Consider the following 13044-nt stretch of genomic DNA (forward strand, 5'->3'; position numbering starts at 1 on the left):
TCAGACGAGGACCATCCCGCCCTCGATCGGGATCACCTGCCCGGTGATGTAGTCGGAGTCGGGGCCGGCGAGGAACACGGCCGTGGGAACCAGGTCTTCGGGTTCGGCCGGGCGGCCGAGGATGATGTCGTCGGCCATCGCGGCGAAGCCGGCGTCGCCCTCCCCGATGCGTTCGAGGTCGCTGTCGAGCTTGTCCCACAACGGGGTCCGCACCACGCCGGGCGCGAACGCGTTGACGGTGATGCCGTGCTCCGCGAGCGAGCGGGCGCCGGACTGGGTCAGCGAGATCACCGCGGCCTTGCTGGCGCAGTAGGGCGCGAAGCTCGGAAAGCCCTGGCGGCCGGCGATCGAGGCCGTGTTCACGATCTTGCCGCCACCGCCCTGCCGGATGAACTGGCGCGCGGCCTCCTGGCTGCCGAGCACGACCCCGAACGCGTTGACGCGGAAGATGCGTTCCCACACGGCTTCGGTGATGTCGAGGAACTTCTCCGGCTCGTTGAACCCCGCGTTGTTGAAGTACGCGTCGAGCCGGCCGAACTCGCTCACGGCGAGGTCGATCGCGGCGCGCACGTCTTCGCGGTCGACGACGTCGACGCGCCGGTGCACGGCGCGTCCGCCACTGTCACGAATGGACTGCGCCACCGCGGCGGCTTCGGGTTCGTCGCGGTCGGTGACGACCAGCGCCGCGCCCTCCGCCGCCATCCCACGGGCGAGGGCGGCGCCGATTCCCCGGCCCGCGCCGGTCACCACCACGGTCCTGTCGGTCAGCCGAGCCGGCATGGCCGGGCTCCTTTCGTCGACCCGGTAGGCGTTCGCTCCCGCTGAACGAGACGCCGTGAATCCGGGATGTTGCGCAGGTCGCACCCGGGCGTGTGTACAGCCACAACGCACGAACGTATGATCGAGTGAACAGTCGGCGATGGCGCCGTGAACGGAACGGGAGCGGCACCGTGGACGACCGGATCGGCCCTGCCCTGCGCGAAGCGCGGATCAGGCAGAAGCGCACCCTGCGCGGCGTGGCGCTGGCCACGGGGCTCTCGGCGAGCCTGCTGTCGCAGGTCGAGACCGGAAAGTCGCAACCGTCCGTGAGCACGCTCTACACGCTGGTCAGCCACCTCGGCCTGTCCCTGGACGAAGTGCTCGGCCTCGAGGTCGCCGGCCATCGCGGGAAGGCCGAGCCCGGCCGCCGCCCGGCCGTCCTCGAACCCGACGAAGCCGGCACCACCATCCAGCGCGCCGCCGACAACCCGGTGCTGGACATGGACAACGGCGTGCGCTGGGAACGCCTCGCCATCGACGGCTCGCGGTCGGTGGAGCCGCTGCTGGTGACGTACGAGCCCGGCGCGAGCAGTTCCGTCGACGGCGGGCTGATGCGCCACCCGGGCACGGAGCACGCCTACCTCCTCGACGGCGAGCTCACGCTGCGGTTCGAGTCCGACGAGCACGTGCTGCGCGCCGGCGACTCGTTCTCCTTCCGCTCCGACCGCGCGCACCTGTACGTCAACCACACCGCCGCGCCCGCGCGGGGACTGTGGTTCGTCGTCGGGCGCACCGCCTCCCGCCGGGCGCGCGACTGGCTCGCCGAGCCGCCGGCCGAACTGTTCGAGCTGCTCGCCCGTCCGCTCCCGGCGACGAGCGACGAGCGCTGACCGCGCGCCGGTCCGGCTCGTAACGTCCACTGTGGTCATTCCGCTGTGCTCATTCCGCTGTGTCTGTTCGGTCGTGTCTGTTCGGTCGTGCCTGTTCGGTCGTGCCTATTCGGTCGCGGCGGGCGGGATGATCCGCTCCGCGCGCAAGGTCTCGAAGAGCCGGGCGAAGGAGTCCAGCGTGCTGGTGTAGCCCGTGAACCCGGCCTTGCGGCTCTTGCTCATGTCGGTGAGGCACTCGATGGGCCGGCCGAGGTCGCTGTCGGTGTGCCACCACGACGCGACCCGGGTGAGGTCCGCTTCGCGCAGCCCGTGGCGCTCGGCGATCCGGCGCCAGACCGGGCCGGCGTCGGCCATCTGCTCCTCCAGCGGCGCGGGCTTGCCGTCGAACCCGGCCGGCGTCACGCCGAGCAGCTTCGCGAGGCGCGGCCACATCCAGCGCCAGCGGAACACGTCGCCGTTCGCGATGTTGAACGCCTCGTCGCGCCCGTTCCCGTCGGTGGCCGCCCACACCATCTGGTCGGCCAGCAGCCCGGCGTCGGTCATGTCGGTGACGCCGTTCCACTGGACCTCCGAGCCGGGGAACCGGAAGTCCCGCCCGGTCTCCCGGCACACGGCCGCGTAGACCGCCAGCGTCATCCCCATGTTCATGGCGTTGCCGACGGCGTGGCCGATCACGGTGTGCGCCCGGTGCACGCTCCAGGTGAAGCCGTGGCGCTCGGCAGCCGCGAAGAGCTCGTCCTCCTGCGCGTAGTAGAAGTTCGGCACGTCGAGCCGCGCCTCGTCCTCGTGGAACGGCGTGTCCGGCGTGACCCCGGCGGCGTAGGCCTCGAACGGCCCGAGGTAGTGCTTCAGCCCGGTCATCAGCGCGACGTGCCGCACGGCGCCGCCCGCGGTGGCCGCCGCCAGCACGTTGCGCACGATGCCGGCGTTGACGTCGATGTTCTCCGCTTCGGTGGGGCGGCGCGACCACGCGGTGAGGAAGACGTGAGTCGGTTTCGTGTCCGCGAGCGCGGCGCTCAGCGCGGCCGCGTCCTCGAGGTCGGCGCGAACCGAGCGGACCCCGGGCACGCCGGACTCGCTGCGGCGGGACACCCCGGTCACCGCCCAGCCGCGCTCGACCAGCCGGGTGGCCACCGCGGCCCCGGCGATGCCGGTGACCCCGACGACGAGTGCTGTTTCGCTCACTGTCTCCTCTTTCTGCTGTGCGTACGGCGAAAGCTCAGACCAGGGCCGGCGTCCGGCGGCGCACGCGGGTGTAGATCGCCGCGGCGACGAGGATGAGGATTCCCTGGAAGAAGTACTGCCAGCTCTGGCTCAGGTTCAGGAACGTCGTCGCGTTGAGCACTTCCTGGATCAGCGCGGCGCCCAGCAGCGTCCCGATGAACGACCCGCGCCCGCCGGCGAGGCTCGCCCCGCCGAGCACGACCGCGGTGATGCTGGAGAGCGTGTAGCTCACGCCTTGCGTCGGGTCACCGACGCCGATCTGGGCCATCAGCAGGAGCGCGCCGAAGAACGTCAGGACCGCGCAGCCGAGGTAGGCCAGCACGTGGACCCGGTTCACCTTCACGCCCAGGCGCCGCGCGGACCCCTCGTTCGAGCCGGCCGCCCGCAGGCCGCGGCCCCAGGCGGTGAACCGCAACGCCAGCTCCAGCCCGACGGCGACCACCACCGCCACGAGGAACGCGATCGGCACGAACCCGACCGTCGCGGTGATCGCGTCGGTGACCGACGTGCTGATGAACCCGCCCTGGAACGGCCGCAGCAGCAAGGAGACGCCCTGCAGTCCGATGTAGAGGGTCAGGGTCGCGGCCACCGCGGTGAACCCGCCGAAGCGGATCAGCACCCCGTTGAGCACCCCGGACGCGACGGCCACCGCGAGCATGACCACGAACGCGAGTGCCACGAGCAGCGGCGAGTGGCCGTCGGTGACGAAGAACGACGCGATCACCACCAGCAGCCCGGCGAGTGGCCCGACCGACAGGTCGATCCCGCCGGTCATGATCACGATGGTCTGGCCCAGGCTGATGAACGCGAGCGCCGTGAGCAGCGTGAGCAGCGAGGTGACGTTGAACGGCGCGAGGAACCGCACGTTGTGGGCGAAGGTGTAGCCGCCGAGCGCGAGGATGACCAGTGCGAGCACGATGCTCGGCGCGTAGTCGCCCTTGGCCAGGTCACGCAGGCGCTCGGCCATCGGGGGCCGGCGGGTCGACGGAACCGGTTTCGCCGGTCCGGCCTTCTTCGCCGCCGGCGCGTCGCGGCGCAGCGTGGTGGCGTTGACGACCGAGCCGGTGATCTTCTCCTCGGTGACGTCCTCGCCGGTGAGCTCGGCGACGACGTGGCCGCGCGAGAACACCACGACCCGGTCGCAGAGCCCTTCCAGCTCCTTGGCGTCGGAAGACACCACGACCACCGGCACCCCGGACGCGGCCACGTCGCGCATGATCGTGTAGATCTCCGACCGGGCGCCGACGTCGACGCCCTGGGTCGGCTCGTCGGCCAGCAGCAGCCGCGGTGCGGCGAGCAGAGCGCGCGCCATCACCACCTTCTGCTGGTTGCCGCCCGAAAGCGCCATCACGTTCGTCTCGCGCGAAGCGGTCTTGACCGACAGCTTGGCCAGCTCGGCGTCCACTCCGGCCCGTTCGCGTTCCGCGGAGACCACTCCCCCGCCGGCGAAGGAGGGCAACGAGGCGACGGCCGCGTTCTCCCGCACCGACATCGCCGGCAGCAGGCTTTCCCGGTGGCGGTCGGCCGGCATGTACGCCGTCGAGCGGACCAGGGCCCGGCCCCGCAGCGGCACGCCGTCGAGCACGATCCGGCCCGTCGACGGGCGCAGCCCGGCCAGCGCGCGCAGGAACTCGCTCTGGCCGTTGCCGACGATGCCCGCGAGCCCGACGATCTCCCCGTGGTGCGCGACGAGCCGCGCGTCGTGGAAACCCTCGCCGGAGAGGCCTTCGACCTCCAGCGCGACCTTCGCGTCGGCGAGATCGGTGTACTTCTCCGGGAACGCCGAGGCGAGCTCGCGCCCGACGATCAGCCGCAGCATCTCGTCGTCGGTGAGGTCGGCGACGGCCGAGTGCCCACGCGCCCGGCCGTCGCGCAGCACCGTCACCTCGTCGGCGATCTCACGCACCTCGGCGAGCCGGTGGGTGATGTAGACGACCGCCGTGCCGCGGGCGGTGGCCTGGCGCACCTGGTCGAACAGGATCTCGGTCTGCTCCGCGCCCAGCGGCGCGGTCGGCTCGTCGAGGATCAGCACCTTCGGCTCCAGCGCGACCGCCTTCGCCAGCTCCAGCAGCTGCTTCTGCGCGACGCCGAGATCGGCCACCCGGTCCTGCAGCCGCAGGTCCGAGCCGACGCTCCGCAGCAGTTCGACCATCCACACACGCGGGTTGCCGGCCGGCATCCGCTCGGCGGGCACCGCGAGGCGGATGTTCTCCGCGACCGTCATGTCGGCCAGCACGGCCGGGTGCTGGTGCACGATCGCGATGCCGAGCCGGCTCGCCCGGTCGGTGGTCAGGGCCGCAATCGGCTCGCCGGCCACCGTGATCGTGCCCGCGTCGGGCCGGGTGGAGCCCGACGCGATGCCCATCAGCGTCGACTTGCCCGCGCCGTTCTCGCCGAGCAGCGCGTGCACCCGGCCGCCGAAGACGTCGAGCGACACCTCCGACAGGGCGCGCACGGGCCCGTAGCTCTTCGACACCCCGGACAGGCTCAGTGCCGCAACTTCGGTCATGGTCGCCTCTCCTACTTCAGGGCCGCGGTCTGGTCCGCTTTGGACAGTGAGCTGGACACGAACGCGTCGCTCGGGAGGTCCTTGTCGCACGTGACGGGGTGCGGCTGCCCGGAGATCGAGTCCTCGAACGCCGATTGCGGGTAGACCAGGTCCTTCGGCACCACACCGCCGGTCGCCTTGGCCACCGCGACGTCGATCGCCAGGCGCGACATCGCGTTCTGCGAGGAGACGGTGAACAGCTGGAACGGGTTGCCGGCGTCCTTCTGCTGCTGCCAGTTGCAGGCGAGCTGGTTGGCGTCCTCGGTCGCGATCGCCGGGATCTTGCGCCCGGCCGAGGTGAAGGCGGAGAACGAGCTCGCCAGCGCGGCCCCGAAGTCGGTGGTGATCGCGTCGATCTCCGGGTTCTTGGCCAGCGCCGCGGTGATCACGCGCTGGGTCTGCGCGGCGTCCCAGTTGGTCACCTCGTACGGCGTGGTGCCGACGAACTGGATGCCCGGGTGGTCCTTGAGCACGCTCTGCATGCCCTTGTACTCGTCGAGGCTCTGCGAGTTCGCGGCCGGCCCGCCGAGGTTGAGCACCTTGCCCTTGCCGTTGAGCGCCTTCACGAGCCACTGGCCCCACAGCACACCGGCCTGCTCGAAGTTGGTGCTCACGAACGCGTCGTAGTCCTGGCCGGGCGTCCCGCCCGGGTTGACCCGGTACGGCACGGTGACCACGCCCGCCTTGTAGGCGCTGCGCAGGGCGGGCAGCACGGCCTGGCCCGCGTCCGGGAAGACGACGATCGCCTGTGTGCCCTTGGCGACGAGGCCCTGGATGTCCGAAATGGCCTTCTGGGTGTTGCCCTGCCCGTCGGTGTAGGTGAACGACGTGACGTTGGGGCACTTGGCGACCTCGGCCTTGGCCTCGGCCGTGGTGACCTTGCGCCAGTTGTTGTCGCCGAAGCCGTCGGCCAGGCCGAGGGTGATCTGCTTCGAACCGCACCAGGCCGGCACGTTCGCGTTGGCGGGCTTGCCGCCCTCCGCGCTGGTCGAGCCGCCGTCGTCCACCGTGCAGGCGGTGGTCACGAGGGCGAGGGAAGCCAAGCCGGCGAGCAACGACCGGCGAAGGGACTGGGGAGACATGGGAAACCCTTCCTACTGCTGGGTCCGGGGAGCGGGGACACGGCGGAACCAGCCGCGCACGGCGGCCCAGTTCACGGTGTAGACGGCGACACCCGCGGCGAGCGCGAGCGCCTGGACGATGTTGTTCGTCGCCGCGCTGACGCCGAGCGTCAGCACGAACTGGTCGAGCTGGGACAGGAACAGGGCGGCGATGGCGCTGGCGACCGGGCTGCCCTTGCCGCCGAGCAGCGAGGTGCCGCCCAGCACGACGGCCGCGACCGACGGCAGCAGCAGCGTGTCGCCCTGGAACGCGCCCGGCGTCGTCACGATGCCGGCCAGGAGGATGCCCGCCGTGCCGTAGAGCAGCGACGCCCAGACGTAGGCGGCGAGCTGGTGACGCCGCACGCGCAGGCCCGCCAGCCCCGCGGCCTCCGGGTTGTCGCCCACGGCCTCGAACCGGCGGCCCGGCACGGTGCGCTTCATCGCGAAGCCGGTCACCGCGACGAGGACGACGGCGATGTAGACCGCGTACGGCAGACCGAGGAAGCGGCCGGTGACGAGCGAGTGCAACGTGTCCGTGGTCGTCACCGGCGAGCCGCCCGAGACCCCGAGCACCACCGCGTACAGCAATGCGTTGGTGCCCAAGGAGGTGACGATCGCCGACATCCCGAGCCGGCTCACGACGAGGCCGTTGAGCAGGCCCGCCGCCAGCGCCGCGACGTAGGCGAGCAGCACCGCGGGAAGCAGCTTTCCGTTGTCCCCGGCGGGGTAGTGCGTCACGATGATCACGCTCAGGGACACGGTGCCGGGCACCGACAGGTCGATCCCCGCCTGCTGCACGACCAGCGTCTGCCCGAGCGCGACCACGGCGAGCACCGCGGCGAAGGGCAGCATCCCCTGCAACGAGCTGCGGCCCAGGCTCTCGGGCTGCAGCAGCAGGCTGACGAGGAACAGCAGCGCGGTCGCGACGAGGATCGTGACCAGTCCGCGCGAGGCGCGCTGTGCCGTCGTCTGCCGCCAGAGGCTCGGCCGGCCGGGCGGGTGGGCGGTCCCCGAAGCCGGGGCGGGCGACGGGGCCGACTGTGTGACGACCACGGAACCCCTTGTCGTGTCGCTCATCGGATCGCTCCTCGGGTGCAGGCGCACCGGGTCGCAGGGCAGGACGAAGTCTGTCCACAAAGGTCTCGTGGACAGCGGGAAACGGTTGGGTGGTGAAGGCGGTTCGGGTCAGCCGACCTTGACGAGCAGCTTCTGGGCGTCGCCTTCGGGGTCGAGCAGCCGGTCGAACCCGCCGGTGACGACGTCGTCGACCGCGATCACCTCGGTCAGCACGCGCTCCACCGGGAACCGGCCGGTCGCGACGAGCGAGATGATGCGGGGGAAGTCGAACACCGGGTAGCACCACGTGCCGACCAGGCTCAGATCGCGCTGCGACAGAGCCATCGGGTCGATCGTGGCGGGCCGGACGTGCAGGCCCACCTGCGTCGCGGTGCCGTGGGACCGGAGGCTGCCCAGTGCCGTGGCGAGGCCGGCCTCCGAGCCGGAGCACTCCGCGGCGACGTCGGCGCCGATCCCGCCGGTGAGCCCGCGGACCACCTCCGGCACGTCCTCGGCCATCGGGTCGAGCACGGTCGCGACCCCGAGCGCGTCGAGCAGGGCCCGGCGGCGCGCGTTGGGCTCGCTCACGAAGATCTGCGCCGCGCCCGAAGCGTGGGCGTACAGCGCGGCGAGCGCGCCGATCGGCCCCGCGCCGGTGATCAGGACGCTGTCACCGGAGGTGAAGCCGGTGCGGTCGACGCCGTACGCGGCGACCGCGGCCGGCTCGACCAGCGCGCCCTGCACGTCCGACACCGATTCCGGCAGCACCGAGATCTGGTGCTCCGGGACCACCACCTGCTCGCTGATCCCGCCGCCGTCCCAGCTCAGTCCCGTGCAGGCCATCTGCGGGCACAGGTGGTTGAGCCCGCGACGACAGTAGTAGCAGTGTCCACAGTAGATCAACGGCATCACCGAAACCCGGTCGCCGACGCGGACGCCGGTGACCTCGGCACCGATCTCCAGCACCTGCCCGGAGAACTCGTGCCCGAGCACCTGCGGCGCGGCGGCGTGCGAAAGCGGGTGCGGGCTGGTCGGGATGACGATCGGCCCGGCCGCGTACTCGTGCAGGTCGGTGCCGCAGATCCCGCACAGGTACGGCCGGACGCGCACTTGCCGCGCGCCGACCGCGGCCGGCTCCGGGATGTCCTCGACCCGGATGTCGTGCTTGTCGTGGAAGACCGCGGCGCGCATGCTCAACTCCTCGTAGGCTCTCCGGAAACCCGCGCAGCCGGGATCCGGGCGTGGACACGGCGCCGATACTCGCCGGGTTCACTCCCGTTCGACGACGCTGTACAGCGGTAGTGAACAATGAACCAGCCGGTGAGTCAAGACTCAGCGAACAACTTTGCCAGATACGCAGGTCAAGCGGCGTAATCCTTGACAGCCCTGGGTTTCGGACTGTTCACTTCGAGCAAACGTCTGCTGCAGCGCGTCACCGCAGCACTTCCGGCACCCTCTCTGCCGCCTTCCCCGGAGGAACCTCATGGACCTCGGCACGCGTCTGGGCCACCTGTCCTACTCGACCCTCGTGCACCCCGGTGACACCTGGGACGAGATGAACGCCAGCCTCGAGACCTACGTCCCCGAAGTGAAGCGCCGGGTCTCCCCCGACGCGCCGTTCGGGGTGTCGCTGCGGCTCTCCGGCGCGTCCGCCGACCGGCTCGCCGGCGACAGCCCTGAGCGGGACCGGCTGAAGAAGTACCTGGCAGACAACGATCTCTACGTCTACACCGTCAACGCGTTCCCGCACGGGCCGTTCAAGGGCCGCTCGGTGATGGAAAACGTGTACGAACCGGACTGGAGCACCGAAGAGCGCGTCGCGTACACCACGCAGGTGGCCGACGTGCTCGCCGACATCGCCGCGGACGGGGTCGAGCCGACCATCCAGACCGTGCCGCTGGCCTACCGGCCCAAGGTCACCGGCGAGGCGTACGTGGAGCTGTTCACCCGCAACGTGCTGCGGGTCGTCGCCCACCTCGTCGCGCTCGAACGCCGCACCGGCCGGCGGGTGAAGCTCGCGATCGAGCCGGAACCGTTCTGCTACCTGGAAACCATCGAGGAGACGGTCCGCTACTTCACCACGCGGCTGTACTCCCGCGCCGCGGCCGAAACGCTCTCCGGCCTCGCCGACCTGCCGCTCGCGGAAGCCTTCGGCGCGCTGCGCCGCCACGTCGGGATCGTGTTCGACATCGGGCACCAGGCCGTGGAGTTCGACGACATCCCCGCCTCCCTCGACCTGCTCGCCGGCGCCGGCGTGCCCGTGTTCAAGCTGCAGCAGGCCGCCGCGCTGTGGGTACCCGAGGTGACCGACGAGGTGGTGCGCGAGCTGGAGCGCTTCACCCGCACCATCTACCTGAGCCAGACGTCCGAGCTGCGCGAGGGCACCGTCACCCGCCACCTCAACCTCTCCGACGCGATCGCCGCCTGGCGCCGCGACCCCGGTGGCGCGCGCGAATGGCGCACCCACTTCCACGTGCCGGTGTTCCTCGACGACCTCGGCCCGTTCCGCACCACGCGGTTCGCCCTGGAGCAGGCTCTCGACCGCCACCGCGCGCAGCCGCAGTCGTCGCACCTGGAGATCGAGACCTACACCTGGGACGTGCTGCCCGAGCACCTCAAGAGCGGCGACATCACCGACTACGTCGTGCGGGAGCTGGAGTTCGTGCGCGACCGGCTCACCGCCTGAGCCGCTCTCGCGGCACGGGCGTCAAGCTATAGTGAACACCGACTGGACGACAGCGCGAGGAGCGAGACGTGGCAGCGAAGCACGAGCCGGCGGCGGAGCACTCGGAGGCCGCGAACCTCGGCGAGCAGCTGCGCGCACGCCGGCAGGCGGCCGGGCTGTCGCTGCGCCAGTTCGCGCGCGACCTCGGGTACTCGGCCGCGTTCGTGTCGCAGATCGAGAACAACAAGTCCCAGCCCTCGGTCGCGACCTTGTACGCGATCTGCAGTGCCCTCAACGTCTCCATCGACGAGCTGTTCAGCAGCGCGGCCGGTGCGGGCGCGGAGGAACCGCCCGCGCCCGCACCGGCCGCGGGCGTCGAGAAGCACAGCTTCCACGGTGCCCTGGCGAAGCTGAACGAAAGCCCCGAGGAGCAGCAGAGCCCCATGCTCCGCCCGGGCGAACGGCGCCAGCTCGTCCTCGACTCCGGCGTCACGTGGGAACAGCTGTCGTCCATCCACGACAGCACGGTCGACTTCCTGCACGTCCGCTACGAGGTCGACGGCAGCTCCGTCCCCGACGACAAGCTCACGCGGCACGCGGGCATCGAATACGGCTACGTCATCAGCGGCACCCTGGAAGTCGCCTTGGCCTTCGACACCTACCAGCTCCACGCGGGCGACTCCATCGCCTTCGACTCGACGACGCCGCACCGCCTCACCAACCGCGGCGACGGCCCGGCCGAGGCGATCTGGTTCGTCCACGGCCGGAACCCGGCTCGCTGAACCGGCTCGGGCCGGTTCAGCCCAGGCGCAAGGCGGCCCGCAGCTGCTCCGGCCACGGCGCGGACCGGCCGTCGGGCCCGACGTGGACCACGGTGTGGCGACCCTCCACGCAGAGGTCGTCCCCGCGGACGATCTGCCAGCCGAAGGTCACGGAGCTGCGGCCGGCTTTCTCCACGCCGAGGCGGACTTCGATCCGGTCGTCGAACTCGAGAGCGCGGTGGTAGACGGCCTCGGTCGAGCGGCGCGGGTACGGACCGGCCTCGTCCGCGCCGCGGCCGGCGGCGCGCAGCAGCGCGTGCTCGGCCGCCTCCGCCCAGCGGAAGACCGACGACCAGTGGATGCGCCCGCTGGCGTCGGTGTCGGCCCACGCGACGCGCAGCGGCTCGACGTGCAGGACGTCGAAGGAAGCGGCCGGGTCGGTCACGAGTCGGCTCCCCTGCTGGTGAAAGTGCGCCGCAGCGCGACTTTGTCGAACTTGCCGACGGCGGTCGTCGGCACCGCCGCGACGATCTCGATCCGTTCGGGGAGCCACCAGCGCGCCACGCGCGGCAGGAGGAACTCCCGCAGCTCGTCCGGAGTCGCGCTCGTGCCCGGGTGGAAGGCGATCACCGCGAGCGGCCGCTCGCCCCACCGTTCGTCGGTCACCCCGACGACCGCGGCCTCGGCGACGGCGGGGTGGGCCGCGAGCGCGCTCTCCAGTGCCGGGGTGGAGATCCACTCGCCGCCCGACTTGATGAGGTCCTTGGCCCGGTCGGCGATCCCGAGGTAACCGCCGGGGGTGATGGTCACGATGTCCCCGGTGCGGAACCAGCCGTCGTCCGTCCACTGCCGCGCACTCGCGTCCGGTTCGGCCAGGTATTCGCGGGCGACCCACGGTCCGCGGATCTCGAGCTCGCCGAGCGACTCGCCGTCCCAGGCCACGAAGCCGTCCTCGCCGCGAGCCCGGATCTCGACGAAGGGCATCGGACGCCCCTGCATCGCGCGATGTCGTTGCTGCTGCTCGGGATCCGCCTGCTGCAGCTCCGCCGACAGTTCGGCGATCGCGCCCATCATCAGCTCGCTCATGCCCCACGTGTGCACGAGGTTCAGCCCGTGCCGCTCCGCGTAGCCCGCGATCATCGACGGCGGCGCGGTGGAGCCACCGGACAGGATCGCGCGCAGCGGCGTGAGGTCGTACCGCTTCGGCTCGGCGTCGAGGGCGTGCAGCACCCCCGTCCAGATCGTCGGCACGCCGCCGGTGAGCGTGACCCGTTCCGAGTCGAACAGCTCCAGCAGGCTCGCCGGGTCGAGGAACGGCCCGGGCAGGACCAGCCCGGCGCCGAGCAACGCCGCGGTGTACGGCCAGCCCCACGCGAGCGCATGGTACATCGGCACGACCGGCAACAGGACGTCGGTGTCCCGCACCGCGAGCCAGCCGTGCAGGGAGCTCGAAAGCGTGTGCAGCGCGACGGCGCGGTGGGTGAACTCGACACCTTTCGGGCGGCCCGTGGTGCCACTGGTGAAGCCGATCAGCGCCGTGCTCCGCTCCGGCAGGTCCGGCGGTACCCAGTCCGCCCGCCCGCGTTCGACCAGTGCCTCGTAGGAGATCGCCTCCCCGGTCGCCGCACCGATCACGACGACGTGGCGGAACGAAGTCGTCTCGCGCAACTGTTCGTAGATCGGCAGGAAGGCTTCGTCGAGCACGAGGACTTCGTCTGCCGCGTGACCGGCGATGTAGGCGAGGTCCTCGACGCGCAGCCGCGGGTTCAGCGGGTGCAGCACGAGGCCGGCGATCGGGGCGGCGAAGTAGAGCTCCAAGTGCCGGCGGTGGCTGGTGCAGAGGGTCGCCACGCGCGCGCCGGGCCGGAGACCGAGTCCCAGCAACGCCGAGGCCAGCCGCCGCGCCCGGCCGCCGATCGCCGACCAGGTCGTGCGGTGCAGTGAGCGGTCCGGTTCGCGCGACACGACTTCGCGGTCAGGCGAGAACTGCTCGGCGCGGCGAAGGATCGCGGTGATGGTGAGTTCGTCGTCCATCGCG

Annotated in this window: 11 protein-coding genes; 3 read left to right on the top strand and 8 right to left on the bottom strand. The window is 71.3% G+C overall.

Annotated features, from left to right (window positions below; all coding sequences use genetic code 11):
* Positions 1–780 carry a glucose 1-dehydrogenase gene (locus tag ACFY1H_RS26115; RefSeq protein ID WP_366582306.1) on the bottom strand — a complete coding sequence of 260 codons (780 nt, stop codon included), beginning with the start codon at positions 778–780 and terminating at the stop codon, positions 1–3.
* A gap of 170 nt (positions 781–950) precedes the next feature.
* Between ACFY1H_RS26115 and ACFY1H_RS26120 the strand changes: the two genes are divergently transcribed.
* A complete protein-coding gene (locus tag ACFY1H_RS26120; protein WP_386950419.1) occupies positions 951–1649 on the top strand; it encodes a cupin domain-containing protein in 699 nt (232 codons plus the stop codon).
* Positions 1650–1754: 105 nt separating this feature from the next.
* Here ACFY1H_RS26120 and ACFY1H_RS26125 read toward each other — a convergent pair whose 3' ends face one another.
* From ACFY1H_RS26125 to ACFY1H_RS26145, 5 genes are all read right to left on the bottom strand, one after another.
* Positions 1755–2834, bottom strand: coding sequence for an SDR family oxidoreductase (locus ACFY1H_RS26125; protein WP_366582308.1), 1080 nt, complete (start codon positions 2832–2834; stop codon positions 1755–1757).
* Between the two features lie 34 nt (positions 2835–2868).
* Positions 2869–5382, bottom strand: coding sequence for an ATP-binding cassette domain-containing protein (locus ACFY1H_RS26130; RefSeq protein WP_366582309.1), 2514 nt, complete (start codon positions 5380–5382; stop codon positions 2869–2871).
* Positions 5383–5393: 11 nt separating this feature from the next.
* Positions 5394–6503 (bottom strand): substrate-binding domain-containing protein, encoded by a 1110-nt coding sequence (locus ACFY1H_RS26135; protein ID WP_366582310.1) that lies wholly within the window; start codon positions 6501–6503, stop codon positions 5394–5396.
* A gap of 12 nt (positions 6504–6515) precedes the next feature.
* On the bottom strand, positions 6516–7601 hold the full coding sequence (locus ACFY1H_RS26140) for an ABC transporter permease (protein WP_366582311.1): 1086 nt from the start codon (positions 7599–7601) through the stop codon (positions 6516–6518).
* Between the two features lie 108 nt (positions 7602–7709).
* Positions 7710–8771: a 2,3-butanediol dehydrogenase gene (locus tag ACFY1H_RS26145; protein ID WP_386950424.1), complete on the bottom strand. Its 1062-nt coding sequence runs from the start codon at positions 8769–8771 to the stop codon at positions 7710–7712.
* 292 nt (positions 8772–9063) lie between these two features.
* Between ACFY1H_RS26145 and eboE the strand changes: the two genes are divergently transcribed.
* Together eboE and ACFY1H_RS26155 are read left to right on the top strand one after the other, a co-directional pair.
* Entirely contained in the window at positions 9064–10266 is a 1203-nt protein-coding gene (gene eboE, locus ACFY1H_RS26150) for a metabolite traffic protein EboE (protein WP_386950427.1), read from the top strand.
* Between the two features lie 68 nt (positions 10267–10334).
* Entirely contained in the window at positions 10335–11027 is a 693-nt protein-coding gene (locus tag ACFY1H_RS26155) for an XRE family transcriptional regulator (protein WP_366582314.1), read from the top strand.
* Positions 11028–11043: 16 nt separating this feature from the next.
* Here the strand turns inward: ACFY1H_RS26155 and ACFY1H_RS26160 are convergent, their stop codons facing one another.
* Together ACFY1H_RS26160 and ACFY1H_RS26165 are read right to left on the bottom strand one after the other, a co-directional pair.
* Positions 11044–11451, bottom strand: a complete 408-nt coding sequence (locus tag ACFY1H_RS26160) for a thioesterase family protein (protein WP_366582315.1) — start codon at positions 11449–11451, stop codon at positions 11044–11046.
* Positions 11448–13040 carry a long-chain-fatty-acid--CoA ligase gene (locus ACFY1H_RS26165; RefSeq protein WP_386950432.1) on the bottom strand — a complete coding sequence of 531 codons (1593 nt, stop codon included), beginning with the start codon at positions 13038–13040 and terminating at the stop codon, positions 11448–11450. Before ACFY1H_RS26165 ends, ACFY1H_RS26160 begins: the two co-directional genes overlap by 4 nt.
* Positions 13041–13044 lie beyond the last annotated feature (4 nt).

Origin of the sequence: Amycolatopsis sp. NPDC001319 (assembly GCF_042896185.1) — a bacterium.
GTDB lineage: Bacteria > Actinomycetota > Actinomycetes > Mycobacteriales > Pseudonocardiaceae > Amycolatopsis.